This window comes from Halobacillus naozhouensis, from assembly GCF_029714185.1.
In the GTDB taxonomy this organism is placed as follows: Bacteria; Bacillota; Bacilli; order Bacillales; family Halobacillaceae; genus Halobacillus_A; species Halobacillus_A naozhouensis.
In genome coordinates, this window is the sequence record NZ_CP121671.1 from 2,503,430 (window position 1) to 2,529,303 (window position 25,874).

General features: G+C 42.0%; 23 protein-coding genes, 1 other RNA gene and 1 other annotated feature. Of the genes, 5 read left to right on the forward strand and 19 right to left on the reverse strand.

What is annotated here, in order from left to right:
- Positions 1-19 precede the first annotated feature (19 nt).
- Positions 20-439, reverse strand: coding sequence for a cysteine metabolism transcriptional regulator CymR (cymR, locus tag P9989_RS13205; RefSeq protein WP_079530371.1), 420 nt, complete (start codon positions 437-439; stop codon positions 20-22).
- Positions 440-877: 438 nt separating this feature from the next.
- Here cymR and P9989_RS13210 point away from each other — a divergent pair, with 438 nt between their 5' ends.
- Complete coding sequence (locus tag P9989_RS13210) at positions 878-2,152, forward strand: replication-associated recombination protein A (protein ID WP_283075363.1); 1,275 nt, start codon at positions 878-880, stop codon at positions 2,150-2,152.
- A gap of 85 nt (positions 2,153-2,237) precedes the next feature.
- Complete coding sequence (locus tag P9989_RS13215) at positions 2,238-2,891, forward strand: RsfA family transcriptional regulator (protein WP_283075364.1); 654 nt, start codon at positions 2,238-2,240, stop codon at positions 2,889-2,891.
- A gap of 62 nt (positions 2,892-2,953) precedes the next feature.
- Here P9989_RS13215 and ssrS read toward each other — a convergent pair.
- The 3 genes from ssrS to hisS all read right to left on the reverse strand — a co-directional run bounded on the left by ssrS (position 2,954) and on the right by hisS (position 6,270).
- Positions 2,954-3,142, reverse strand: a non-coding RNA gene (gene ssrS / locus P9989_RS13220) — 6S RNA.
- A gap of 76 nt (positions 3,143-3,218) precedes the next feature.
- Positions 3,219-4,988 carry an aspartate--tRNA ligase gene (gene aspS / locus P9989_RS13225; protein WP_283075365.1) on the reverse strand — a complete coding sequence of 590 codons (1,770 nt, stop codon included), beginning with the start codon at positions 4,986-4,988 and terminating at the stop codon, positions 3,219-3,221.
- A 1-nt stretch (position 4,989) separates the two neighbouring features.
- Positions 4,990-6,270 (reverse strand): histidine--tRNA ligase, encoded by a 1,281-nt coding sequence (hisS, locus tag P9989_RS13230; protein ID WP_283075366.1) that lies wholly within the window; start codon positions 6,268-6,270, stop codon positions 4,990-4,992.
- An 85-nt stretch (positions 6,271-6,355) separates the two neighbouring features.
- Positions 6,356-6,584 (reverse strand) — a binding site (T-box leader).
- Positions 6,585-6,789: 205 nt separating this feature from the next.
- Between hisS and P9989_RS13235 the strand changes: the two genes are divergently transcribed.
- Complete coding sequence (locus P9989_RS13235; protein WP_283075367.1) at positions 6,790-8,109, forward strand: N-acetylmuramoyl-L-alanine amidase family protein; 1,320 nt, start codon at positions 6,790-6,792, stop codon at positions 8,107-8,109.
- A 58-nt stretch (positions 8,110-8,167) separates the two neighbouring features.
- Here P9989_RS13235 and dtd read toward each other — a convergent pair whose 3' ends face one another.
- From dtd to P9989_RS13270, 7 genes are all read right to left on the reverse strand, one after another.
- On the reverse strand, positions 8,168-8,617 hold the full coding sequence (gene dtd / locus P9989_RS13240) for a D-aminoacyl-tRNA deacylase (RefSeq protein WP_283075368.1): 450 nt from the start codon (positions 8,615-8,617) through the stop codon (positions 8,168-8,170).
- Between the two features lie 22 nt (positions 8,618-8,639).
- Positions 8,640-10,844 (reverse strand): RelA/SpoT family protein, encoded by a 2,205-nt coding sequence (locus P9989_RS13245; RefSeq protein WP_283075369.1) that lies wholly within the window; start codon positions 10,842-10,844, stop codon positions 8,640-8,642.
- A gap of 282 nt (positions 10,845-11,126) precedes the next feature.
- Complete coding sequence (locus tag P9989_RS13250; RefSeq protein ID WP_283075370.1) at positions 11,127-11,639, reverse strand: adenine phosphoribosyltransferase; 513 nt, start codon at positions 11,637-11,639, stop codon at positions 11,127-11,129.
- Complete coding sequence (gene recJ / locus P9989_RS13255) at positions 11,629-13,956, reverse strand: single-stranded-DNA-specific exonuclease RecJ (RefSeq protein ID WP_283075371.1); 2,328 nt, start codon at positions 13,954-13,956, stop codon at positions 11,629-11,631. The genes P9989_RS13250 and recJ overlap by 11 nt, the downstream gene beginning before the upstream one ends.
- A 57-nt stretch (positions 13,957-14,013) precedes the next feature.
- Entirely contained in the window at positions 14,014-14,361 is a 348-nt protein-coding gene (locus P9989_RS13260; RefSeq protein WP_283075372.1) for a LapA family protein, read from the reverse strand.
- Between the two features lie 145 nt (positions 14,362-14,506).
- Positions 14,507-16,783, reverse strand: a complete 2,277-nt coding sequence (gene secDF, locus P9989_RS13265) for a protein translocase subunit SecDF (protein WP_283075373.1) — start codon at positions 16,781-16,783, stop codon at positions 14,507-14,509.
- Positions 16,784-16,937: 154 nt separating this feature from the next.
- A complete protein-coding gene (locus P9989_RS13270; RefSeq protein WP_283075374.1) occupies positions 16,938-17,234 on the reverse strand; it encodes a post-transcriptional regulator in 297 nt (98 codons plus the stop codon).
- Positions 17,235-17,351: 117 nt separating this feature from the next.
- Between P9989_RS13270 and spoVB the strand changes: the two genes are divergently transcribed.
- On the forward strand, positions 17,352-18,908 hold the full coding sequence (gene spoVB, locus P9989_RS13275) for a stage V sporulation protein B (protein ID WP_283075375.1): 1,557 nt from the start codon (positions 17,352-17,354) through the stop codon (positions 18,906-18,908).
- A 28-nt stretch (positions 18,909-18,936) separates the two neighbouring features.
- Here the strand turns inward: spoVB and P9989_RS13280 are convergent, their stop codons facing one another.
- Together P9989_RS13280 and P9989_RS13285 are read right to left on the reverse strand one after the other, a co-directional pair.
- Positions 18,937-19,587, reverse strand: coding sequence for a DUF421 domain-containing protein (locus P9989_RS13280; RefSeq protein ID WP_283075376.1), 651 nt, complete (start codon positions 19,585-19,587; stop codon positions 18,937-18,939).
- A gap of 59 nt (positions 19,588-19,646) precedes the next feature.
- A complete protein-coding gene (locus P9989_RS13285) occupies positions 19,647-20,936 on the reverse strand; it encodes an ArsB/NhaD family transporter (protein WP_283075377.1) in 1,290 nt (429 codons plus the stop codon).
- A 125-nt stretch (positions 20,937-21,061) separates the two neighbouring features.
- Between P9989_RS13285 and P9989_RS13290 the strand changes: the two genes are divergently transcribed.
- Positions 21,062-21,448 (forward strand): TIGR04086 family membrane protein, encoded by a 387-nt coding sequence (locus tag P9989_RS13290; RefSeq protein WP_283075378.1) that lies wholly within the window; start codon positions 21,062-21,064, stop codon positions 21,446-21,448.
- 70 nt (positions 21,449-21,518) lie between these two features.
- Here the strand turns inward: P9989_RS13290 and yajC are convergent, their stop codons facing one another.
- Genes yajC through ruvA form a run of 6 tightly spaced genes read right to left on the reverse strand, consistent with a single transcriptional unit; the run spans position 21,519 to position 25,840 of the window.
- The gene (gene yajC / locus P9989_RS13295; RefSeq protein ID WP_283075379.1) at positions 21,519-21,782 is read right to left on the reverse strand and encodes a preprotein translocase subunit YajC; all 264 of its coding nucleotides are present in this window, start codon (positions 21,780-21,782) and stop codon (positions 21,519-21,521) included.
- A 15-nt stretch (positions 21,783-21,797) separates the two neighbouring features.
- Positions 21,798-22,934 (reverse strand): tRNA guanosine(34) transglycosylase Tgt, encoded by a 1,137-nt coding sequence (tgt, locus tag P9989_RS13300; RefSeq protein ID WP_283075380.1) that lies wholly within the window; start codon positions 22,932-22,934, stop codon positions 21,798-21,800.
- Between the two features lie 25 nt (positions 22,935-22,959).
- Positions 22,960-23,985 (reverse strand): tRNA preQ1(34) S-adenosylmethionine ribosyltransferase-isomerase QueA, encoded by a 1,026-nt coding sequence (gene queA / locus P9989_RS13305; protein ID WP_283075381.1) that lies wholly within the window; start codon positions 23,983-23,985, stop codon positions 22,960-22,962.
- Between the two features lie 20 nt (positions 23,986-24,005).
- Positions 24,006-24,206 carry a DUF2905 domain-containing protein gene (locus P9989_RS13310; protein ID WP_283075382.1) on the reverse strand — a complete coding sequence of 67 codons (201 nt, stop codon included), beginning with the start codon at positions 24,204-24,206 and terminating at the stop codon, positions 24,006-24,008.
- Positions 24,203-25,204: a Holliday junction branch migration DNA helicase RuvB gene (gene ruvB, locus P9989_RS13315; protein ID WP_283075383.1), complete on the reverse strand. Its 1,002-nt coding sequence runs from the start codon at positions 25,202-25,204 to the stop codon at positions 24,203-24,205. Before ruvB ends, P9989_RS13310 begins: the two co-directional genes overlap by 4 nt.
- Before the next feature lie 18 nt (positions 25,205-25,222).
- Positions 25,223-25,840: a Holliday junction branch migration protein RuvA gene (gene ruvA / locus P9989_RS13320; RefSeq protein WP_283075384.1), complete on the reverse strand. Its 618-nt coding sequence runs from the start codon at positions 25,838-25,840 to the stop codon at positions 25,223-25,225.
- Between the last annotated feature and the right edge of the window lie 34 nt (positions 25,841-25,874).

The window sequence follows — 25,874 nt, forward strand, 5'->3', positions numbered from 1 at the left end:
TGCTGACACCTCCATATCTTTAAATGTAAAACATATAGGCATCTTGTGTTTGATCGTCTACATGATCTTTAAGATCCTCTAATGTTGTTGTATCTAAAACATCCTTCACTGCATCACGAACCCGTTTCCAAAGAGCCTGTTTCGCTGGCTCTTCGTCCTCAATACCTTCCACTGGGGTGATCGGACCTTCCAATATCCTGATTACGTCTCCCGCTGTAATTTCGTGAGGGGATTTTGTTAACATATAGCCGCCGTAAGCACCCCTGACACTTTTAACAAGACCTGCGTTCCGGAGCGGTGCGATTAATTGTTCTAAATAATGTTCGGACAAATTATTATCCCTCGCTATTTGCTTTAAGGAGATCGGGCCTTCACCAAACTTTCTAGCCAGCTCGATCATAATCGTCAGTCCGTAACGTCCCTTCGTAGAGATTTTCATATCATTCACCCTTCTTCCTTCAATAAGCGAACACAACCGCTTATTGCTCGACAACTTTATTATATAAACATATATCGGTTTTACGTAAAAGGCTCTTTTCGCAAATTTTATTGCTCATTACCTTATAAAATAGCCAACTAAAAAGACAAACCTTACTTTATTAGCGTTTCAAACATGATGAAACAATTTCAGATTTACTAGTAATACCAAACGCTATTATAGCATGAATAGTATGTCTCTTGCATTTTGTTAAGATTAGTCCTACGCTAAAAACTATCAATTCAATAGGAAAGCACACAAGCACTTCCATATATCCGTTTCTATATGCTTGCTACTCCGTTCTCAATCGCACACACACAAACGTGGATGCACAGAGGATAATAATGTAGCGTCCATTGGGAAGCTGCTTGGACGAGCCCATTAAAGGAGAATAAACATATGAGCACGAAACCATTAGCTTTTCGCATGCGCCCTTCTGACATTAATGACATTATCGGCCAGAAACACTTAGTCGAAAAAGATAAAACCATTCATCGGATGGTTACAGCAAACCGCCTGGCATCCATGATTCTTTTTGGCCCTCCAGGCACAGGAAAAACATCGATGGCACAAGCGCTGGCAAAAAGTCTTCGACTGCCATTCAAAACACTTAATGCTGTTACAGATAAGAAAAAAGATATGGAGATTGCCGTTGAAGAAGCAAAAATGCACGGTCAAATGGTATTAATTCTCGATGAGGTCCATCGGTTAGATAAAGCGAAGCAGGATTTCCTTCTCCCACACCTTGAAAGCAATAGATTAACGATGATTGGCTGCACAACGAGCAATCCTTATCATTCTATTAACCCCGCCATCCGAAGCCGATGTCACCTATTTGAATTATATCGCTTAGAAAGAGAAGATATTATCGAGGCGATCCATCGAGCACTTGAAGACAAGGAAGATGGTCTTGGGGACATGCGTATAGAACTAACAGAAGAAGCTCTCACCCATTTCGCCAATGCCGCGAACGGTGATTTAAGAGCAGCTTTAAATGGATTAGAGCTTGCTGCCTTTTCCACTCCAGAAGATAAAGCTGGTGTGGTTTCCATTGATTTATCAACTGCCGAAGAGTGTATGCAAAAGAAAAGCTTTTCCCACGATAAAGACGGCGATGCCCATTATGACGTTCTATCCGCTTTTCAAAAGTCGATTCGCGGAAGTGATGTCAATGCCTCTCTCCATTATTTAGCGCGGTTAATTGAAGCAGGTGACTTAGACAGCATTGGCAGAAGGTTAGTGGTTATTGCCTACGAAGACATAGGTCTTGCCAGTCCCCAGGCTGGGCCTCGCACCTTAGCAGCAGTAGAAGCTGCTGAGCGGATAGGATTCCCAGAAGCCAGAATACCCCTTGCATCTGTGGTAACCGAACTCGCTCTTTCACCTAAGTCGAATAGTTCTTACGTGGCATTGGATGCGGCTCTTGCGGATATTCGCAAAGGAAAAAGCGGTGATGTCCCTATTCATCTTAAAGATTCCCATTACAAAGGAGCAGCCCATTTAGGCCGGGGAGTACAGTATCAATATCCGCACAATTTTGAACATGCCTGGGTAGATCAGCAGTATCTTCCGGACACCATTAAAGATCGGACTTACTACGAACCAAAGACTACCGGAAAATTCGAACAGGCGTTGAAACAAGTGTACGACAAAATAAATAAACAAAAATCATAGACAAGTATAATTCTTCCTCCTGTTGGAAACACTACAAATAAATCTGAGAAACTACTTTTCTAATAGAAAAACAGGAGTGATGAATATGCCAAAGGTTAGACAAGATGCCTGGTCTCATGAAGATGATCTATTATTAGCTGAAACCGTACTAAGACACATACGTGAAGGCAGTACCCAATTAAGAGCTTTCGATGAAGTTGGAGATCTGCTCAATCGTACCTCAGCCGCCTGTGGCTTTCGTTGGAATGCTGAAGTAAGACAAAAATATGAACAAGCAGTAGAACTGGCCAAGAAACAACGTAAAGAGAAAAAGCGCAGTGAAGCAAACATGCCAAGCCCGATGGTCGTTAACACGTTTGAAGAAGAGGAAGAGGAGTATGAAGGGGATGAAATAAGGCAGGAGGTTCCTGTGGTTGCAAATAAAGAGAGCGCTCATCAGCCTGAACCGAGCTTATCACTTTCTCAAATCATTAAACAATTAAAGGCCTATCAAAAAGAGTCTTCCAACCAGCAAAATCTAACTCAAAAATATCAGACGCTAGAAAATGAAAATAAAAAACTTGCATCTATGAATCAACAATTAACCAGTCAATTGAATTCCATGACGGAGGATTATCAAGCTTTAATACAAATCATGGATCGTGCTAGAAAAATGGTTATGTTCGATGACCAAGATTATTCTCAGAGACCACAATTTCGAATGGAGAAAAACGGAAACCTCGAACATGTTGTACGATAATCTAAACTTAAAGCAGCCATTGAATGGGCTGCTTTTTTATGTAACAAAAAGAAATAAAAAAAACCAATCCCAATTGTGCCGTTGTATCATGAGTTTTGAACCCGCTCCAGGCAGGTGGGTGCCCTGCTCCGCACTTCTTGCGTCCTCTCATTATAGTAATGAGGCTTGCATTCCATGCGGAAACTCCAAGCTCCCGTCTCAAAAATGTTCGGTCAAAACGTACATTCGAACAACGTACACATCAGGATTGGTTTCTTTAATTGTATTCAAATCATAGCATAAATATTTCTGCTAATCAAGGTGATATGCTTGAAGTTTTTACCTGCTTTAGTCCTGTTTTTTCTTTTTAAGCTGCAAGTGCAATTCATCTAATTGAGCCTCGCTTACACTCCCAGGTGCATTTGTAAGAGGGTCCTGGGCAGAAGCCGTTTTTGGAAATAAAATGGTGTCACGCAAATTAGTTCTGCCGGCTAACAGCATAATAAACCGGTCAAAACCTAGCGCAATTCCGCCATGTGGCGGGGTTCCGTATTCCAGGGCTTCTAATAAGAACCCAAATTGCTCTCCAGCTTCTTCTTTAGAGAAGCCAAGCACCTCGAACATGCGCTCCTGCATGTCTTTTTGGTAAATACGTAACGAACCTCCGCCTAACTCATATCCGTTCAATACAATGTCATACGCCTCAGCCATCGCATTTCCTGGGTTATTATTTAATTCCTCAATATTCCCATGTGCTGGCATTGTAAATGGATGGTGGGCAGCAAAGTATCTTCCTTCTTCCTCGTCATATTCAAATAACGGCCAATCCGTTACCCAGAGGAAGTTAAACTTTGTTTGGTCAATTAACTCAAGCTGCTTTCCAAGCTTTAACCGAAGCGCACCTAAGCTATCCAGTACTACAGATGTTTTGTCGGCTACAAATAGAAGCAAGTCTCCTTCTTCTGCCGTTAACGCTTCTTTCAATTGAACTGCATCTTGTTCAGAAAAGAATTTGGAAATCGGGCCATTCAATCCTCCGTCCTTCACTTTCAGCCAGGCAAGACCCTTGGCACCATATACCTTAACATCGTCAGTAAGATTATCAATATCCTTTCTTGAGAATGTGTCAGCTTGACCCTTGACGTTAATGGCGCTGACACGGCCTTCTGAAGCTACTGCCCCGCTGAATACTTTAAAATCAGAGTCCTTAACTACTTCAGATACATTAACAAGTTCCATGTCAAAGCGCGTATCCGGTTTATCAGAACCGAAGCGATCCATCGCTTCCTGATATGGCATTTTCTCAAAAGGCGTTGGAATGTCGATTCCCTTGACATCCTTCAATACTTTGGACATCATTCTTTCCGTCATCGCCATAATCTCTTCTTTATTCATGAATGAGGTTTCGATGTCGACTTGGGTGAATTCAGGTTGACGATCTGCACGTAAATCTTCATCACGGAAGCAACGGGCAATTTGATAATATTTTTCAAACCCTGACATCATCAACATCTGCTTAAATAACTGCGGTGATTGTGGAAGGGCATAAAATTCTCCCTCATGTACTCGGCTCGGTACTAAGTAATCACGCGCCCCCTCCGGAGTACTTTTTGTTAAAAGCGGTGTTTCCATTTCAAGATAACCTTCGTCATTTAAAAATGTACGGATAGATTGGGTTGCTTGATGCCTGAGCTTAAACGTTTCCTGCATTTCTTTTCTGCGAAGATCCAAGTAACGATACTTTAAACGAAGATCTTCGGAGACTTCTGAGTGGTCCTCAAGCATGAATGGCGGTGTCTTCGCTTTGTTAAGCACGTTAACTTCCTGAGCCAGTACTTCGATGTCACCTGTTGCCATGTTTTTATTAACCGTTCCTGCGTCACGTTCAACGACTTGACCAACGACTTCCAGCACGTATTCGGTACGAACCTGTTCAGCTAATTGAAGAGCCTCTTTTGATACCTCAGGGTTGAAAACGACCTGGACAACACCTGATCTATCTCTTAAATCAATGAATATAAGCCCGCCAAGGTCACGGCGTTTCTGTACCCAGCCCTTCAAAGTTACTTGAGCTTCTATATCAGAGGTTCGTATCGTTCCACATTCTGTACGATGCATATTATTCTCTCCCGTCTAATTCTTGTTTTACATACCCTGTAATTTCTTCTAAAGGAAGTTCAAACTGATCACCGCTCACCATATTTTTAACAGTAGCAGCATTCTGTTCAAGCTCCCGTTCGCCGAGTACAACGACATATTTAGCATTTAACCTGTCGGCAGCCTTGAACTGGCCTTTCATTTTTTTACCTTGATAATCTTTATCTGCTTGTATTCCAGCATTTCGCAAATTATAGGTTAGACGAACAGCTTCTTGCTCAGCCTCTTCACCGAGTGCTACGACATAACAATCAAGTGATTCCTCAATTGGTAATTCTATTCCTTCTGCCTCAAGCGCCATCAGCAAACGTTCAAGGCTCATGGCAAATCCAATTCCTGACGTTTCTGGACCACCCACTTCTTCTACAAGGCCGTTGTAACGTCCACCGCCACTTAAAGTAGTAATCGCTCCAAACCCGTCTGCATCACTCATTATTTCAAATGCAGTATGGTTATAATAATCCAGTCCTCGGACTAAATTAGCGTCAATGACGTAATCGATCCCCATCGCCTGCAAGTGATTTTTCACATCTTCAAAATACTTTCTAGACTCACCATTCAAGTAGTCCAATATCGATGGGGCCGATTCCATGGCAGGATGATCTTTATCCTTTTTACAGTCAAGTACGCGTAGTGGATTTTGTTCGAGACGTAATTGACAATCCGAGCAGAGTTCATTTTTGTGAGGCTCAAAATGACGAACAAGGGCATCTTTATGCGCTTCTCTACTTTCGTGATCCCCAAGACTATTCAAAACTAGTTTTAAAGAGGTCAAACCGAGCCCCTGATAAGCATTCATAGCTAATGCCATCACCTCAGCGTCCACCGAAGGATCATTGCTGCCAAGCGCTTCTACCCCAAATTGTACAAATTGCCGCATTCTCCCCTGCTGAGGTCTTTCATAGCGAAACATCGGACCAATATAGAATAATTTTGTCGGCTGGTTTGGCTGACCAAATAGTTTATTTTGCACAAACGAACGGACAACGGATGCTGTACCCTCCGGACGCAGGGTAATACTCCGGTCACCACGGTCTGTAAATGTGTACATTTCTTTCTGGACGATATCTGTGCTGTCCCCCACACTACGCTGAAACAATTCTGTATGTTCGAAAATAGGTGTTCTAATTTCTTTATAGTTGTATCGACGACTTAGCTCAATAAGCTGTTGTTCCACATATTGCCATTTTTCCGAAGTACCAGGTAAAATATCCTGTGTACCACGTGGTGCTCTCATATTCATAATGTTTCCTCCTTGAAAATTATCTCATGATCCAAATTTTTTAGACCATATAAAAAACTCCCGTCCCTTTTCTATATCCATATAGAAAAGGGACGGGAGTTGAAGGCCCGCGTTGCCACCCTGGTTGAGGTGAACCATACACCCCCACTCGATAAACAGTTAACGCCTGTATAAACGTTCACACCTACTGTGGATTCGATGCGAAACCTAAGAAATGTCTTTCATCTAATCATTATAGAGAAATGTTTTCAGCCAAATGACATTTCCTCTCTGTCTACATAGAATCAGATTACTCTTTTCCTCAATGGTTTTATTCGATTCATTTAGAATTGATTACTATCATATAGTTTTAGGTGTTCCGCTGTCAAGCTTATCATTCTAGAAAAATAAAGCAGACTTTCCAATCCCCGCATTACATTCTTACAATCACTGAAAATTTTTAGGCAATTCGGGCAGGTTATGGTAAACTTTTCTCGAATATGTGTAAAATCAGCAAAATATGGAGGTGGATACAAAAGTATGAAGCAATGGCTATCATTTATATTTATTCTGACCAGCTTAATCTGGTTAATGCCTAATTTAGTTCATGCAAACAAAGCTGTAATACAGGTAGACCATCTGAATATCAGATCAGGTCCAAGTCTGTCACATTCCATTATTGGGAAAGCTCATAACGATGAAACCTATCAAATTGTAGATAGAAAAGATGATTGGGTCCAAATACAATGGAACGATAAAAAAGGCTGGGTCGCTGGGTATCTAGTTAAAATGAAGAAAGAGCAGCCCGTGACATCGGAAGCAGATCATTTACGCGTCCGATCCGAACCAACATCTCTAGGAGAAGTAACTGTAACAGCCGCAATTTTGAATGTAAGAAGTCAAAGTTCTACCAATAGTTCCGTTATTGCTCAAGTAAGCAAAGGAAAAACATTTACGTATATTGCAGAAAGCAAAGGCTGGTATCAGATAAAACTGGATGACACTAAAACCGGATGGGTTGCAGGATGGCTCGTAACAAGTGATGCTGCTGAAAATAGCACCACGTCTCGTACAGAAGTGACGAAGGTAACTCTTCAATTTAATGGCACAAATATTAGATCTGGTCCATCTTCGGACACAACAGTACTAGCACGCGCTCATAAAGGCGAGCAATTTAACGTATTGGGTAAGGAAGACCAATGGTATAAAATCCAATACAAAGGGAAAGAAGCCTATGTAGCGGGATGGATTGTGAAAGAAGAAACTTCTTCGAATGCCCCTCCCCCCGTTCCTTCTCCATCAGCCCCATCTGGCTCCGGTGGTTTGGACAGTAAAACCATTGTGGTCGATGCGGGGCATGGAGGATTTGATCCTGGATCAATTGGCGTAAGTGGAAGCTATGAAAAGACACTGACCCTGCAAACGGCTCAACAGTTGAAGCAAACACTGGAACAAAACGGAGCTCAAGTAATCATGACCCGCTCCAATGATTCATATGTATCGTTGTCAGCGAGGACCATCATTTCAAATGCTTCACAGGCGGACCTTTTCATAAGTGTTCATTATAATAGCTACCCACAAGCTGCTAGTGCAACTGGAATTAACACATACTATTATCATAGCAACGCAAAATCACTTGCAAGCAACATTCAATCTGGCATGGTTGGCACTACTAAATTAAGGGACCGCGGTATTAGGCATGGCGACTTCCATGTACTGAGAAATAATAACAAACCGGCTGTTTTGCTTGAACTAGGGTTCCTATCAAACCCCAATGAAGAACAAACAGTCAGCAGCACAAGTTACCAGAAAAAAGTTAGCCAGGGAATTAAAAATGGCCTCGAAAACTATTTCAACTAAGATTACTAAAACTCCTATACACGATAAAACAAGCCTGCAGCTAAGCTGCAGGCTTGTTTTATTTTGTGTTCTTACTATCTAATATCAATGTTACAGGTCCTGTATTCGTTAACTGTACATTCATCATAGACCCAAATTTACCGGTTTCAACCTTTATCCCTTCACCTCTTACCATTTCATTGAAGCGTTCGTATAGTTGACTGGCGATATCAGGCTTCGCCGCTTCCATAAAATTAGGACGTCTCCCTTTACGAGTATCTCCATATAAAGTGAACTGGGAGATTGAGAGCAATCCTCCTTTGACATCGTGTAAGGAGCGATTCATTTTTCCTTCCTCATCTTCAAAAATTCTCAGGTGTGGAATTTTATTCGCCAAATAACGAGCATCTTCTTCCGTATCTTCATGCGTAACCCCCAGCAAGACAACAAGTCCTTCTTGGATAGCCCCCATTTGCTCCTGTTCTACTTCAACCGAGGCATTTACTGCTCTTTGTATTACAGCTCTCATGCTTATCCTTCTCCTTCTACTCTTATTGCATAACACGACGAACCGTATACACGTCGTGAATTTGTTTGATTCGCTCCACAATTTTACGTAAGTGGTCTGTATTTTGGATAAGAATAGTAATATGGATGGTTGCCATTTTATTACGGTCAGACTTCCCAGAGACAGCAGTTATATTCGTTTTCGTTTCATTGACAGCCTGCAGCACTTCATTTAGCAGCCCGCGGCGGTCATAACCCCATATTTCCAAGTCAACATGATATTGTTTCGTATCCTGCGGTCCTTTTTCCCAGTGAACGGGGAGTAGCCGTGCTCTAGCTTCCTCCGTATGGACATTTGGACAATCCGCCCGGTGAACGGATACTCCCCTGCCCTTGGTTATATAGCCGACAATCTCGTCGCCAGGTACAGGGTTGCAGCATTTTGACAAGCGAACAAGAAGGTTGTCCACTCCCTCCACTCGAACGCCTGAGTCTCTTTTGCCAGTCTTTGAAGATCTTTTTATTTCAGTAGTGGTGACATCAGCCAAAGTCTCCTCTAGGTTCTGCTCTTTTTGCTGCTGTTTCCTGATTTTTTCAGTTAACCGGGTAGCAATTTGGGCAGCTGTGATCCCCTGGTACCCAACAGCAGCAAACATATCCTCTTCATTGGTAAAATTAAACTTTTCAGCCACACGATTAAGGTTCTCCATCGTGAAAACTTCTTTCGGCTGAATATCAAGGTTTCGTATTTCACGTTCTACCATTTCGCGACCTTTTGTAACGTTCTCTTCTTTTCGCTGCCGCTTGAAAAACTGTTTGATTTTACTTTTGGCTTGAGAGGTTTGGGTGAGCTTAATCCAGTCTTTAGACGGACCGTACGAGTGCTTAGAAGTCATCATTTCGACGATATCGCCTGTCTTTAACTGATAATCGAGCGGCTCCATCTTCCCATTCACCTTTGCCCCAATAGTCTGGTTTCCTACCTCCGTATGAATTCGATAGGCAAAATCAATAGGTACAGACCCTGACGGCAGTTCGATCACGTCCCCTTTAGGTGTGAAAACATAGACCATGTCCGAAAACAAATCAACTTTTAAGGACTCCATAAATTCTTCGGCATCATGGGTTTCATTTTGCCAGTCCAAAATCTCACGGAACCATGTAAGCTTTTCCTCAAAAGATTGAACAACCGGTGTCTGTTTGCCTTCTTTGTAGGCCCAATGAGCAGCGATCCCATATTCCGCAATCTCATGCATATCGTGGGTGCGAATCTGCACTTCCAGAGGGTCACCTTTTGGTCCAATAACGGTAGTGTGCAACGATTGATACAAATTAGGTTTAGGCATGGCAATATAGTCTTTAAATCGTCCAGGCATTGGTTTCCAGCATGTATGAATAATACCTAATACGGCATAACAATCTTTTATACTGTCGACTTGTATTCTGACTGCCAGTAAGTCATAAATTTCATTGAATTGTTTGTTTTGTAAGACCATCTTGCGATAAATACTATATAAATGCTTAGGCCGTCCATTCAAATCTGCTTCAATATTTACATCTCTCAACTGCTCACGAATTTCATCAATAACTTCATCTATATAGGATTCACGTTCATTACGCTTCTGCTTCATTAAATGAACAATCCGGTAATACTGCTGTGGATTTAAATAACGCAGAGCAGTATCTTCCAGTTCCCACTTAATAGTAGAAATTCCGAGCCGGTGAGCGAGCGGTGCGAAAATTTCTAATGTTTCATTTGAAATTCGCCGCTGCTTTTCTGGAGGAAGATGCTTTAATGTTCGCATATTGTGCAAACGATCAGCTAGTTTAATTAAAATCACACGCATATCTTTCGCCATCGCAACAAACATTTTACGATGGTTCTCAGCTTGCTGTGCTTCTTTTGATTTATATTTAATTTTTCCTAATTTTGTTACCCCATCGACAAGCATAGACACTTCCGTGTTAAATGCTTCCTCAATCTCTTCTAATTTAATCTCCGTATCTTCTACCACATCGTGAAGAAAACCGCCCGCAATCGTTTCAGGATCCATCTCAAGGTTAACTAGAATACCGGCAACTTGAATCGGGTGGATAATGTACGGCTCCCCAGATTTTCGGTATTGCTCACTGTGAGCCTCATTGGCAAACTCAAAAGCCTTGCGAATAAATGCAAGGTCATCCTTATTCATATAGTGTCCTGCCTGCTCTATTACTTCTTCAGCTGTAAGTATGTTATCTTTAGCCATATCATCACCCTGATTTCTGTATGCTTCTTCACAAATTTTGTGGTTTGCTTACCATTATCAAAAAAAGCTTGTCAATTGTAAAGGAAAAACGTCTAAAAAACGGATTTACTTGACCATCCCTTGAACGTTTCGTGTCTTTTACATGCAAGGAGAGTAAGAAGCTCGGTTAGCGGCAGCAGCGTAGCACAACCACTAACCGAACTTCCTCATTGCCAGTCCACTGATGTCGGTCCCTTTACGTGTAAAACAAAGAGCGCCCTGTAAAAGGACACTCTCGTTCTTTTAATATTGCATTAATGTAAGTACATCATACCCGTCAAGCTTGTTACGTCCATCTAAGTAGGTCAGTTCAACGAGAAAGGCACAGCCTGCTACAACTCCGCCGAGTTGTTCTACCAATGCAATTGTCGCTTCAATGGTTCCTCCTGTAGCTAGTAAATCGTCTACAATCAGGACTCTTTGACCCGGCTTAATTGCATCTTTATGAATGGTAAGTACATCCTTACCGTATTCAAGCCCATAATCCACCTTAATGGTTTCCCTCGGCAGCTTCCCCTCTTTTCTTACGGGAGCGAAACCGATCTCAAGGGCATAGGATACTGGACAACCTACAATAAACCCGCGAGCTTCAGGACCTACAACTAAATCAATTTCTTTATCTTCTGAGTAATCCACAATTTCGTCTACTGCAGATTTAAAGACTTTTCCATTATCCATAAGCGGAGTGATATCTTTGAATGTTATTCCTTCTTTTGGCCAGTCCTGTACAATAGCGATATGTTCTTTATAATCCATTTACTACTTCCTCCCTGAGGCTGTTTCTCTGCGTATCAAACCAACTCTTCAACTCTTTATAAGTCGAATAATATAAGGATTGTTCAACATATAATTGATTTTTCCGTTCCTGGTAAAGAATAGACTCTGTTAAGTCTCTATGTGAAGGAGTTGAATTAATCGTTAAAATTCCATCTTCCATTTTAACAAAACCCAGCTCAAAAAACACCTTCGAAATAAAATCAATCATGGATCGGTCCCACCCTTTTCGAGCAGCTAATTTGTCTCGATCTTGTGCCAAATGGAACGTTTCACGCTTTACTAGCATACCATAAAACCATTTAAAATGATCTCGGCTAGGCCATGTTTTTAAAAAAGCACTGTCTTCAACTTGATAACAAGCATATACTTTACCTGGCTTAACTTCACGAATCAGATCTGATAAATCTGATAGTTTTTCAGGTAAATCAATGAGCAATAGGCCGTCAACTTTAGAAAGGTAAGCCAGGTCTGCCGGATTATAGATAGGAAGTTGAAACGGAACAGATGTGGAAGAAGATTGCCGAAAACTAACAGCAGCATACGTTTCCTGCTCTGAAAGAGTGATATGTTTTTCGAGATGTTTTGATCCTCTCAAGTCAAACAGCTGCCATGATTGGACCTGTAAATCTTTCACCATAATCTGAGCATTCTTCTTGCCATTCCATTCATTTATTCCTAATTCGCCTACTACTTCAAGTTCGGCATGAGGAGAAATGTGAGGATACATATCTCCCATTCCAAAAGCGATCCCATCTAATCTGGCAGAGTTATCTTGGAAGAGCACTTTAAGATGGTTTTTACGGCTTCCGATCAATCTAAGTTCTTTCGGAGAGTGCTTCATATGGAATAACGGCTTCGGATTCCCCATTCCAAATGGCCGGAGTTTATTCACTTCCTCAATCTGCTGCAAGGAAACCTCCCCAACTTCGATAGACATCTCAATATCAAGAACCTGCTGATAATCATCTGCTGTCAGTTTTTGTTGTGCTAAATGACTTAATTGCTGTCTTAGTTCATCAATTTGTCCCACATCAAGTGTCATGCCGGCAGCCTGGGCATGTCCGCCAAAATGTATGAACCGGTCCCTTACTTCCATACAATTCGCAAATAAATCGTAGGCATCGATACTGCGCGCCGAACCTTTTGCTTGTTGTGATTCGGGATCAATCGCCAAAACAATGGCTGGACGTTCAAATGTCCGCACTAACTTTGAAGCGACAATACCAAGAACCCCCGGATTCCAGCCTTCTTTAGCTACAACGATCACATTACTTAGCTCCTGCTCGCCGCTCCTGAGCATTCGTTCTGCTTCCTTCGCAATATCAGCAACAATTTTTTGCCGTTCCTGGTTGAGTTGATTAATAAATTCAGCTAAACGATCTGCTTCTTCCGCATCTTCTGTTAAGAACAACTGTACAGCAGGGGCAGCATCCTGCAAGCGGCCAACAGCGTTCACGCGTGGACCAATGGTAAATCCAATCGTTTCTTCATCCACTTCACTCTCTATGCCAGCTACCTTTGTTAATGCTTGAATTCCCCTTCTGTTCGACCTGGAAATAGCTTTTAAACCGTAAGACACTAGAACCCGATTTTCATCCTGTAAAGGGACGAGATCAGCAATCGTTCCAATTGCTACCATATCTAGTAAATGACCTGGAAACCTGCCTAGCAAAGCGGTAGCAAATTTGAAAGCTACTCCTACCCCGGCAAGTTCATTGAATGGATAGCTTTCAGAAGTTTTCGGATGGATGATCGCATAGGCTGCCGGCAGAGTCTCCTGCACTTCGTGATGATCCGTGATGATCAGGTCTATGCCAAGTTCTTTGGCCGTATCAGCTTCGGGGATAGCTGCAATTCCTGTATCCACTGTAATAATTACCGTATAGCCATCACCTGCAGCTTGGCTAAAGGCAGCTTCGTTAGGCCCATACCCTTCTGTAAAACGGTTTGGTATGTAAAAATCACAGTCAGCCCCTGCTTCAGTCAATGCTTCCATCAAAACGGTTGTCGAGCTAACCCCATCAGCATCATAATCTCCAAAAACGAGAATTTTTTCTTGATTGCTGATTGCTGTCTGAACCCTTTCAACAGCTCGTTCCATATCTTCCATCAAAAAAGGATCATGGAGATCATCCAAGGATGGATGAAGAAAACGGTCGATAGCCTCCGGGTCAGTCAAGTTCCTTTTTTCAAGGAGGCGTTTCGTCACCCCCGACATTCCCTTGATTGAAGTTGTATCGGAAGAGTGTTGTTGATCATTATATGTAAACTTCCATTTCATTTTACTCTGTAACATGAATTCACCCCTGACCCATCTATTATACAAGAGGGATTCAGGGGTAGCAAACTGCACTTACTTAACATTTGAGTCTGAGTCTCCAGACTGGCTTCCTTCACCTTGCCTATCAGCTACTGGATATGTTTGGTCGGCGTTTGTTGACTGAGCGTCTTCATTTGTAGACTCCTTAAAGCGGTTTTTCAACGAACGATTTTCACGCTGCAGCTTAAAAAACCGAACCGCTCCAGCTAATGCTGTGACGAGCACACCCATTAGAGCAGAAATGATAATAACTAAAATCAATGGTGCTTCACCCGTTCCAAACAAGTAATTTACTTGAACAGGGTCCACATTAATGACGGCGAATACAGCAATAACTAAAGCAAATATGAGCGCAAGAATGATATAAGTCTGGCCCTTCATTTTCCCCCTCCTTCACCCTATCTATCCATCATTTCATATTTCTTTATACCCTATTCTGCCAAGAAATAATCACGCTATAACTGATCTTAAGGAAAAAACAAAAGCGACTGCCCTTCGAAAGGACAATCGCTTTTGCTAGTTAGGCTTAAACTTGGGGACCACCCGTATTTTTCTTCTTACTATATTCAATCGGTTTTTCTTTGATATTCTTACCACGCCATACGAGCCACAGCTGGGCAGCGATGAAAAGAGACGAATACGTACCAGCAATTAATCCAATTACAAGAGCGAAAGCAAAGTTTGTAATTGAAGAAGCACCGAATACGAACAGCATGATCGCTGCAAAGACTACGGTGAGAACCGTATTAAGACTTCGAGCCATCGTCTGAAGTAAACTATCGTTTACGATCTTAGCCAGCTCCTTGAAGGATTTGACTTTCTTTCTCAATTTAACATTTTCCCGTATCCGGTCAAATGTCACAATCGTATCATTTATCGAGTACCCGACGATCGTCAAAATGGCTGCAATTATGGTTACATCAAACTCTAACTGGGTGATACTAAATAACACAATCATGAAAAAGGCATCATGCAACAGGGCTAATATAGCCGTCACAGCAAAGAACAACTCAAACCTTATTGCTACATAGATGATAATACCAATTGAAGCGTATAAGACGGATAGAGCTGCATTTTTAGCCAATTGCTGACCGACAATAGGTGAAACCGTACTAATATTAGGCGTGCTTCCATACTCTTCTTTAAAATAATTTTGTACTTCAGCTACTTTAGCCTTACTTAATTCTGTTTCGAAACGGGCTACGGCAATTTGATCCTGATCACCAGAAATAACAACCTGCTTCGTATTTAAGCCAAATTCACTCTCAAACGTTTCTTCAACCTGTTCCGCCTCAATTTTTTCATTAGCAAGAATCGAAACGCGTGAACCGCTTGTAAAATCAATACCGAGGTTAAGCCTGAATACGCCTAACACGATCGCCCCTACTACAATTAATAGGATAGACAATGCAAAGAAACGTTTACGTGCCCCAACTAAATCAAATTTACGATTAAGGAATGTTGCTTCAGGCTCTTCGCCATCCTTAAGGGAATGGATTTTTTTCGGTTTAACTCCAAACCACTGTGGCCGTTTGTTTAAGAAACGGCTATTCACCCATAGGCCGAGGAATAGACGGCTGGCATATACAGATGTGATGAAACTGACTAGTATACTGATAATCAGCATGGTGGCGAACCCTTTAACAGAACTGGTACCAAAAGTAAAGAGTACGGCAGCTGCAATTAAGGTTGTAATGTTGGCATCTAAAATGGTCGTCAGTGATCGTTTGTTACCAGCTTTAAATGCTGACTTCACCGACTTGCCGGTCTTCAATTCTTCCTTTATCCGCTCGTAGGTAATAATATTGGCGTCAACCGCCATACCGACACCTAAGATGATGGCTGCTATTCCAGGTAATGTAAGAATCCCTTGTAACAGCTCGAACACAAGAAGTACTAAATAAATATAGGCGGAAAGGGTTACAACGGATATTACACCAGGGAATCGATAGTAAACGATCATATAAATAAAAATTAACGCGATTCCAATTAATCCGGCTATGACTGTTTTGTTCATTGCCTGTTCACCAAATTGAGCTCCCACTGAAGTAGAGTATGTTTCCTCAAGTTCAACAGGAAGGGAACCTGCATTAATCAGATCCGCCAGTTGCTTGGCCGACTCTACTGTAAAATCACCAGTAATTTGGACTGTAGTGCTTCTTACTGGTCCATCTGAAAAAGCGGGTGCAGATAAATACGCTGGATCTTCAGTCCCGTATTCCTCTGCAAACGAGGTATCCTCATCATAATCGAGCCAAATAACTAACAGATCGTCACGATAAGGCGTACTCGGATCTTGTTCCTTATTAACAATTTCTTTTGATACTTCATAGAATTCTGAAGCACTTTTCACTTCTAAGGAGACGGCCGGATTATTCATCTGATCATATGTCTGCTGGGCACTTCCTTCTACTATGTCCGAGCCATCCATATATTCTTTTCCTTCTACACCTCTGAAAGATAATTCAGCAGTAGTGGATAAAAGCTTCCTAGCTTCTTCTTGATTCTCAACCCCAGCTAATTGAACACGAATTTTTGATTCATCTTCAATAGTAATGTTCGCTTCACTAATTCCTAATGTGTTCACACGTCGAGTTAATGACTCAACGGTTGCTTCCAGAGCTGTTCGATTAATTTCCTGACCCTCATTCAACGGCTCAACATCATAAAGAATTTCAAAGCCGCCTTGCAGGTCCAACCCTAAATTAATGTCTTTTGTCACACCAGTTATGGTTGTGCCAATCGTAGTAGCTACTAAGATAACCACTAGAAAAAAGGCAACAATTCGACCCCGTTTGACCATAACGCATTTGCCCCCTTCATTTCACGCTCTTAGCTTATGTAATAGAAAAGCATACAATATGCCATCAATCCCTCTATAAGCTCCTCACATCCGTTATTCCTATCATTCCACAGATAACAACAATAGACTCATTATAATACTTAGCCAAAAGATGTCAATCTGAGTTGCTTTCATTAGACAGTGCCTGAATAGACGCCATCAAATCTTCTTCCTGATAAGCTTCAACTGTAAGATAGCTGATATATTGGTTGGTACTTAAGCGAAAGATGTCCTGAACAACCTCATGCAACCTTTTCTCGACTTCCTTCTTCCAGATTTTCTTCTCCAGGCATTTCCATATATCATCCACAGTTGCTTCGGCGTACCCCATATTTATAAATTCTTCCTTTTTACTGATTAAAACGGGCTTCACTTCATCCTTCCATTCACGAACATGTTTTGTCACTTCCATTTTAACTATCACCCACCTGTAAGTTATCTAGACAAAATCTATTGTCATGCCTTGTCCATCTCATCGCATATACTTCATTGTAGCTGAATTTCAATTCTTTGAGAAGGCGGATCTATTATGTCTAAACAAACCTTTCTGCACGGAGCACTTATTCTAGTTGTTGCAGGACTAGTCACACGTTTGCTCGGCTTTATCAATCGTATTGTTCTAGCCCGAGTAATGGGAGAAGAAGGCGTTGGGCTATACATGATGGCTCTTCCTACATTATTTTTAGCCTATACGATAACGCAATTCGGCCTTCCAGTGGCCATAGCTAAAAGGGTTTCCGAAGCAGAAGCTGTAGGAAATGAACGGCAGATTAAACGAATCTTAGCGGTATCGCTCACAGTGACTGGAACATTGAGCATTGTGTTCACAGTCGGTCTATTCATGCTCTCACCGCTTGTAGCTAACTACTTTTTAACCGATGAAAGAGCATTAGCTCCACTGCTCGCCATTACTCCTATTCTACCGATTGTTGCGATCTCATCTGTATTAAGAGGCTATTTTCAAGGGCGGCAAAACATGAAGCCCCAAGCCATATCACAAGTTATCGAACAGGTTGTCCGAATTTCGGCTGTCTTTCTTTTAACAAAACTTTTCTACCCATATGGAATTGAGTATGCGGCAGCCGGAGCAATGATTGCCGTGATCTTAGGTGAATTCGTTTCATTAATTTACATGACAAGGCAATTTAATATTCATAAAAAATTTAAATTACGAAAAACGTGGAAAAAGCATGTCCAGGAAGGTAAAAATACATTGAATCAGCTAATGACGATTGCTTTACCTACTACAGGAAGCCGCTTTATCGGTTCAATCACACACTTCTTTGAACCGATACTAGTTGCTCAAAGTCTTGCTTTTGCAGGATTAACAGCTATTGAATCAACAAAACAATATGGGGAACTAACGGGATATATTTTACCACTGCTCTTCTTACCAACATTTTTAACTCATGCCCTTTCTGCAGCATTGGTTCCTTCTATTAGTGAAGCGGCTGCCATGAGTAAAGGAAACACCATACAATACCGGATTTTACAGTCGATTCGTCTCTCCCTTGCTTCCGGTGGACTTGTCACTATTATCTTTATGATTTTTCCATCTATTATTTTAATGACCATTTACGGTACAAGCAATGCGTCATTCCTTCTTCAGTTCATGGCACCATTCTTTCTGCTTCATTACATTCAAACACCCCTGCAAGCAAGCCTGCAGGCGCTGGATCTGGCAAAGTCCGCGATGTGGAATACCCTGATTGGTGCTTTAATAAAATTCGTTGTGCTCGTTGGGTTAGCGTCAAAGCCTGAATTTGGTATTCACGGGGTCGCCATAGCCATGGTCGTAGGCGTGGTGGTCGTTACAATACTGCATTTATCAGTCTTAATACGCCATGCTGGTTTCAAACTCCCTCCCTTACTGGTGCTCCAATTCTCTACTGTGATCATAGCAACAGGCTGGATCGGTTATCAGCTCAAAGCACACTGGCTGGCAACAAGTCAGCCTTTAACACAACTCCTGGCGATGGGAACCGTTTTAACGATTATTTATGTCATTCTTTTATTCACATGCAGAATGCTTTATGTTAGTGAGTGGAAACTCATCCCCTGGGGGAAGTTATTTAAACAAAAGTAACCCGCATTAGCGTCTGCGGGTTACTTTTTTAAGTATATTCATCTTTCTTGTCAATCCAGATTTCCCCTTCATCATTAATGGAACAAAGTGAAATGTCTTCGAACGACGTGAACCCCCGTTTTTTTACTTCGTTCATTAACCACGCTTTATTTTTTCTAGTTTGTTTCAAGCCACTATATTGCACTTTACCGTCTGCAATCAAGATGACGGCATACGCCGAACTTCCATCTTTCTCCCTCTCAAAGACTGATAATTTTCCAGAGGGTTCAAGAATGGCATACGCCACCTTATCAATTTGTTGTATTCCTTGCTCACGGAGCTGCAGAAGCAAATCCGAAAAATTGTAGCGCTGCTTTCTCATTTCTCTTTCATCAATTTTACCATGCTTAATTAACATGGACGGTTTCCCATCAAACCAGGTTCTGAATCGTTGGCTTTTTATTGAAAAAAAGGCGCTGCCCCACTGGATCAGCAAGAGGATCAACATGGGAACTAATGCTTGCATTATGGAAGCTTCCGGCTTTTCAATAAGGGACACTGCAATCTCCGCAAGCATGATAAATACAACAAGATCCATCACACTTAATTCGCCAATTTCCCGCTTCCCCATCAAACGAAAGACAACCAGAATGATAACGTACGTAAATATGGTGCGAATAATCATCGCGCTTAAAAACATACCACCATCAACCCTTCAATATCACCTGCTTCTTATAACATGACCTAAAATAAACAAATTTATGATAAAAAAGGAACCAAATAACGTAAGATCACATAAATCGTACAAATCACGAGTGAGAGCAGCATCACAGGAATCCCATATAGTGCAAATTTAACGAAAGGAATGGGATGTTTATGACTCGCTGCGAGGCCAGCCACTACTACATTCGCTGAGGCGCCGATGAGGGTAGCATTGCCTCCTAAGCAGGCTCCTAATGCAAGCGACCACCACACTGGGTCGACGTTCATCATTCCGTACCCCTGAAGTTCTTGCACCACAGGGATCATCGCTGCTACGAAAGGGATATTATCGACGATCCCGGACAACAAACCAGAAGCCCAAAGCATCATAAGGGAAGTTATCGGCATATCACCACCGGAAACCACCATCATCCCCCGAGCAATTTCATCTATAATTCCGACTTTCTCAAGTCCACCAACTAACATAAATAAGCCAATAAAGAAAAACAGGGTGACCCATTCAACTTCCTGGAAAACTCGTTCAGCCTCAAGCTGCTTGTCTGATAAAAATAGCAGGAGAATTGCACCACTTACAGCAATTGTCGTAATGTCCATATGAATAAAGGGGTGAAGCATGAATCCTGTAACCGTCAGGATCATAACAAGGATAGAATGAAACAACAATTTGTTCACGACTACATGTTCTCGTGCATCCATATCAAGTAACTGACGAGCCAGACGCTCATTATAAGCAAACTGTTTTTTAAAAAGAACCAGAATGAACCCAAGAACAACTACAAAAATAATTATAACGACAGGACCAAGATGATTCAGGAATGATAGAAAAGTAAAATGCTCTACCGCCTGTCCGATCATAATATTTGGCGGATCGCCGATCAGCGTAGCCGTTCCTCCTATATTGGCACAAAGAATCGTGGTCAACAGATAAGGAAAAGCCGGCAGGTGCAGGCGTTCAACTAGAGTTAACAGCACTGGAACAAACAACATTACCGTCGTTACATTATCTAAAAAAGCTGAGCCTATTGCTGTAAACAGCGCCGTCACGATGAGTAATGGAACGGGTTTTCCTTGAACTGCCTGGGCTAGCTTTATAGCTGCAAATGTAAAAATTCCGGTCTTTTTTGTAATCGACACAAGTACCATCATGGAAAACAGGAGTGCGATGGTTTCCCAATCGATAAAACCTAATGCCTCTTCCCAGTCCAATACCTGAGTAATAAGGAGCAATACTCCCCCAGCTAAAGCTATGAGAGCCCTATTCCATTTCTCCGTCATAATTAAGCAATAGCTTACAACAAAGATCAGTAAAGCAAGTATTGTTGTCATACACCTACTCCTTTTAAATGGTACTTTTCTTATACCTATTCAAAAGGTTGGCAAAATATATACTTCTATCTTAAGGGTTTACATGCATATAGTTTAGAAGACAAGCTAAAAAGGGGATGATGTTTTTGAAGAAACTCCTGCAAGGCGTTCTTGGCTACGGCATAGGTTCAATTCTGTTATTAATGGTAATTGTTGCTGCTGCCCTCGCTCTCCTGCTGCGTTTCACAACCATTGACATTGATACACTCAACCAAATCTCTTTAGTAGCCGGCTTGACCATCCTGGCCTTTGGCGGACTTATTGCCGCTTATAAAGCAGAACAAAAAGGGTGGCTGTCTGGTATTTTAACAGGACTTATTTTCGTATTAGCTATGATTGGATTTCAATTAATCTTTGAGAATTCATGGGTATCTCTTACCCAGCTCAGCTATTTTGGCGGGCTTGTTATTGCAGCTTTATTAGGAGGAATGATCGGAGTTAATATGCCGAGAAGTACAACCGGAAAGAAATAAATGCAAATCTGTCTAACATCAATTTAAAGGATAAATAAAAAAAATCCCGCCGCTTGCGGGATTCTTTCCATTAATCTTGATTTAGTTTCTCACGTATAGAGGAACGGTCAAACTTCATTTGTGTGCCATCCTGTGCGCTAACGATTAATGTAGCTTCATCCAACGCATGGATTGTCCCATGGAGACCTCCAATGGTGATGATTCTATCTCCCTTTTGAAGTTCCGTCTGCATTTGCTGCACTTTCTTTTGTTTCTTCTGTTGTGGACGGATTAACAAGAAGTAGAAAATGACAAACATTAGAATAATCGGCAATAATCCAACTAATGTATCCATTCATATTCCCCCTTTCTAAAAGTTCTTTGCATTTGGTTTGTTGAAACCATACTGTTCAAAGAATTCTTCTCTAAAGTCACCGAGTCGATCTTCTCTAATGGCCTCACGAACTTGCCTCATTAATTTTAACAAAAAATATAGGTTATGATAAGTAGTAAGCCTGAAGCCAAACGTTTCATTTGCTTTTACGAGATGACGGATATAGGCGCGGCTATAATTCCGACATGTATGGCAGTCACAATGTTCATCAATTGGGCGAAAATCTCGCGCAAATTTAGCGTTTCTTACAACAAGACGGCCCTGGGAAGTCATACATGTACCATTCCTCGCAATTCTTGTAGGAAGGACACAGTCAAACATATCAATCCCTCGAATAGACCCATCAATAAGCGAATCTGGAGAGCCAACCCCCATAAGATAGCGGGGTTTATGGTCTGGTAAAAGCGGTGTCGTAAAATCGAGAACCCGGTTCATAACATCCTTTGGCTCCCCAACGGATAGCCCGCCTACAGCATAACCAGGGAAATCAAGGGATGTAAGGTCTTTTGCACTTTGTTCGCGCAAATCCTCATATTCGCCTCCCTGTACAATGCCAAATAACCCCTGGGTTTCTGGCTTTTGATGGCCTTCCAGGCAGCGTTCTGCCCATCGGCTTGTTCGCTCTACTGACTTTTTCATATAATCGTGATCAGCAGGATACGGCGGACACTCATCAAAAGCCATCATGATATCGGCCCCTAGAGAGTTCTGAATGTGCATCGCCTTCTCAGGAGATAAGAATAACTTCTCACCGCTAATGTGGTTACGGAAATGGACACCTTCTTCTTCTATTTGCCGTAGATCACTTAAACTAAAGACTTGAAATCCGCCAGAATCGGTAAGGATGGAGCCATTCCAATTCATAAATTTATGCAGCCCGCCTGCTTCCTCGACAATATCTTCCCCCGGACGCAGCCAGAGATGGTACGTATTCGAGAGAATGATTGACGCCCCCATTCTCTCCAACTCTTCGGGACTCATCGTTTTCACCGTAGCAAGTGTCCCTACCGGCATGAACATAGGCGTTTCAAAAGAACCATGCGGTGTGTGTACACGGCCGAGTCTTGCCCCTGTTTGTTTACATGTTTTAATTAATTCATATCTGATTGCCATGAGTTCGTTCCTTTCCTTCCTCGACTTATATAATGAGCATGGCATCGCCAAAGCTAAAGAACCGATATTTTTCTTCCACTGCTTTATGGTAGGCTTCTAAAATAAAGTCCCTCCCTGCTAAGGCACTAACGAGCATAATGAGGGTGGATTGCGGCAGATGAAAGTTTGTGATCAGACCATCGACAGCTTTCACTTGATAAGGAGGATAAATAAAAATATTTGTCCAGCCGCTTGCCTCTCTAAAACTGCCATAGTCACGTATAATCGTTTCCAGTGTACGGGTTGATGTCGTCCCCACCGAGATAATCCTTCCGCCTTTCTGTTTTACACGTTGCAGCTGCTCCGCAGTTTCATGACTGAGTTGATAAAATTCGGCGTGCATTTCATGTTCTTCAACGTTCTCAACGCTGACAGGCCGAAATGTACCTAATCCTACGTGTAATGTTAAATAGGCAATTTCGACGCCGCTCTGTTCGATATCCGTAAGCAGCTCCTTTGTAAAATGCAGCCCTGCTGTTGGGGCAGCTGCAGATCCTTCTTCTTTCGCATACACAGTTTGATAACGCTCCTGATCCGGAAGCTGTTCCTTGATATATGGAGGAAGGGGCATCTCCCCTAACGATTCAAGTACTTCCAGGAATATCCCCTCATAACTGAATCGAACTTTTCTCCCTCCGTGATCCTGTACTCCGATACATTCTGCTACAAGTTTTCCTTCGCCAAAAACAATTTTCGTCCCGAGTTTTACCTTTTTAGCCGGTTTAACTAGAACTTCCCATTCATCCTCATGATCCTGATGCAGGAGCAGAACTTCCACCTTACCACCACTATCCTCTTTCGAACCATAAAGACGGGCAGGCAGCACCCGGGTATCATTTAATACGAGACAATCCCCAGGCTGTAAAAACTGTTTAATGTCTGAAAAATGATGATGACTGACGTCCTGTTTCTCCCTGTTCAGCACCATTAATCTAGAAGCTGATCGATCTAACAGTGGTACTTGCGCTATGAGTTCTTCCGGTAATTTAAAATCATATTGCTTAACGTCCATGTAAATCCCCTATCCTAAACTTAACGAATTTTGCCGATGATATAAAAAATGAGTGATAACACTATACTTACTACGACCGATGTCATAATTGGAAAATAAAAAGTAACATTGCCCTTTTTAAAACTGATATCACCTGGCAGTTTACCAATCAGGCTCCATACTAATCCGATGACTATAAACACAATCCCTATTACAATAAAGATTTTCCCAAAACCAGTCAAGCTTCTGGCACCTCTCTGTTAAAATGGGTGTACGCTTTCGGCGTCACCATTCTTCCTCTTGGTGTCCGCTGAATAAAGCCCATTTGTAATAAAAATGGTTCGTAGACATCTTCAATCGTTTGCGATTCTTCTCCAATCGTGGCTGCAATTGTATCCAAACCGACAGGCCCCCCCTTGAAGCTGTCCATAATAGCCATTAGCAATTTATGGTCGATATGGTCGAGTCCCTCTCCGTCGACTTGCAGCATTTTCAATGCAGTCTTCGTTGTTTCCTCAGTGATCATATCTTCCCCTTTTACTTGAGCAATATCACGTACCCGCTTCAATAAACGGTTTGCAATTCGCGGCGTCCCTCGGGATCTGCGTGCCACTTCGACAGCAGCATCTCGTGCGATCCCTACGTGAAAAATATCTGCTGTCCGTTCCACAATGTCACATAACGCTCTTGGTTCATAATAATCAAGACGGCTATGTACGCCAAACCGGTCACGCAATGGAGCTGACAATAACCCTGCACGCGTCGTAGCACCGACGAGGGTGAACGGCGGGAGGTCCAGTCGAACGGACCTGGCGCTTGGGCCACTGCCGACAATGATATCCAGACAAAAATCCTCCATAGCGGGATAAAGGATTTCCTCAACAGAACGAGGAAGCCGATGAATTTCATCAATAAATAAAATATCCCCCGCTTCTAAGGAGGACAAAATGGCTGCTAAATCACCCGCACGTTCAATAGCCGGACCTGATGTGGAACGAAATTGACCTTCCATTTCATTTGCAATGATTGAGGCAAGTGTTGTTTTTCCAAGACCAGGAGGACCATACAGCAGAACGTGATCAAGCGGTTCATTACGCATTCTTGCCGCTTCGATAAAAATACGCAGGTTTTCCTTTGTTTTCTCTTGTCCAATATACTGACCGAGGGTTTCTGGACGGAGGCTCAGCTCAATTTGCTGTTCTTCCCCTTGTAACTCCCCTGATATCATGCGTTCTTCCATAGATGTACCTCCTTCCTCCTATGATTTCATGAGCAGCTGAAGTCCTTTTCTGACTAAGTCATCTACCTGACCCTGTTTTGACTTGACAAGTTCACTATGAACCGTTTTAAGCTCACGGTCAGAATAACCAAGCGCCTTCAGAGCTTCAAGCGCCTCTTCTATATGCACTCTCTTATCCTTCGCAGCAGTATCCTCCTGATAGAATAGCGAGTCTTCATTTTCTTCTTCAGGCAACCAAACAATCAGTTTACCCTTCAAATCCAAAATCATCTGTCGCGCTGTTTTTTTCCCTACCCCGGGAAAACGGGTTAAGTATTTCTCATCCTCTTGTTCAATGGCTGAAACAAACTCTGGTACACTAACGGTTCCTAATATCGCCAATGCACCCTTTGGACCAATCCCAGAGACATTCAGAAGTTTTGCAAATAAAAGCTTGTCTTCTTTTTTTTTGAAGCCAAACAGCAGCTGCTGATCTTCTCTTATATAGTGATAAGTATGGACTTTAACTTCCTTGTGCCTTTCGCTTTGAAAATGAAGGGGATTAGCGCAAAGGATTTCATATCCAACCCCTTGAGTTTCAATTGTGACCGAATCGTCCTCGACTGTTGTCAGGAGGCCTTTTACATAAGTAATCATTCATCTATTTCCCTTCTAATCCTAATTTAACATC

Coding starts and splice junctions, on each gene's coding strand:
- cymR (WP_079530371.1), bottom strand. CDS start 439: ATGAAAATCTCTACGAAGGGACGTTACGGACTGACGATTATGATCGAG.
- yajC (WP_283075379.1), bottom strand. CDS start 21,782: ATGGATACATTAGTTGGATTATTGCCGATTATTCTAATGTTTGTCATT.
- aspS (WP_283075365.1), bottom strand. CDS start 4,988: ATGCATCGTACAGAATGTGGAACGATACGAACCTCTGATATAGAAGCT.
- P9989_RS13245 (WP_283075369.1), bottom strand. CDS start 10,844: ATGGCTAAAGATAACATACTTACAGCTGAAGAAGTAATAGAGCAGGCA.
- dtd (WP_283075368.1), bottom strand. CDS start 8,617: ATGAGAGCTGTAATACAAAGAGCAGTAAATGCCTCGGTTGAAGTAGAA.
- hisS (WP_283075366.1), bottom strand. CDS start 6,270: ATGAATATGAGAGCACCACGTGGTACACAGGATATTTTACCTGGTACT.
- P9989_RS13235 (WP_283075367.1), top strand. CDS start 6,790: ATGAAGCAATGGCTATCATTTATATTTATTCTGACCAGCTTAATCTGG.
- ruvA (WP_283075384.1), bottom strand. CDS start 25,840: ATGATTACTTATGTAAAAGGCCTCCTGACAACAGTCGAGGACGATTCG.
- recJ (WP_283075371.1), bottom strand. CDS start 13,956: ATGTTACAGAGTAAAATGAAATGGAAGTTTACATATAATGATCAACAA.
- queA (WP_283075381.1), bottom strand. CDS start 23,985: ATGGACGTTAAGCAATATGATTTTAAATTACCGGAAGAACTCATAGCG.
- tgt (WP_283075380.1), bottom strand. CDS start 22,934: ATGGCAATCAGATATGAATTAATTAAAACATGTAAACAAACAGGGGCA.
- spoVB (WP_283075375.1), top strand. CDS start 17,352: ATGTCTAAACAAACCTTTCTGCACGGAGCACTTATTCTAGTTGTTGCA.
- P9989_RS13280 (WP_283075376.1), bottom strand. CDS start 19,587: ATGTTTTTAAGCGCGATGATTATTCGCACCATATTTACGTACGTTATC.
- P9989_RS13210 (WP_283075363.1), top strand. CDS start 878: ATGAGCACGAAACCATTAGCTTTTCGCATGCGCCCTTCTGACATTAAT.
- ruvB (WP_283075383.1), bottom strand. CDS start 25,204: ATGGAAGAACGCATGATATCAGGGGAGTTACAAGGGGAAGAACAGCAA.
- P9989_RS13270 (WP_283075374.1), bottom strand. CDS start 17,234: ATGGAAGTGACAAAACATGTTCGTGAATGGAAGGATGAAGTGAAGCCC.
- P9989_RS13260 (WP_283075372.1), bottom strand. CDS start 14,361: ATGAAGGGCCAGACTTATATCATTCTTGCGCTCATATTTGCTTTAGTT.
- P9989_RS13215 (WP_283075364.1), top strand. CDS start 2,238: ATGCCAAAGGTTAGACAAGATGCCTGGTCTCATGAAGATGATCTATTA.
- P9989_RS13285 (WP_283075377.1), bottom strand. CDS start 20,936: ATGACAACAATACTTGCTTTACTGATCTTTGTTGTAAGCTATTGCTTA.
- secDF (WP_283075373.1), bottom strand. CDS start 16,783: ATGGTCAAACGGGGTCGAATTGTTGCCTTTTTTCTAGTGGTTATCTTA.
- P9989_RS13250 (WP_283075370.1), bottom strand. CDS start 11,639: ATGGATTATAAAGAACATATCGCTATTGTACAGGACTGGCCAAAAGAA.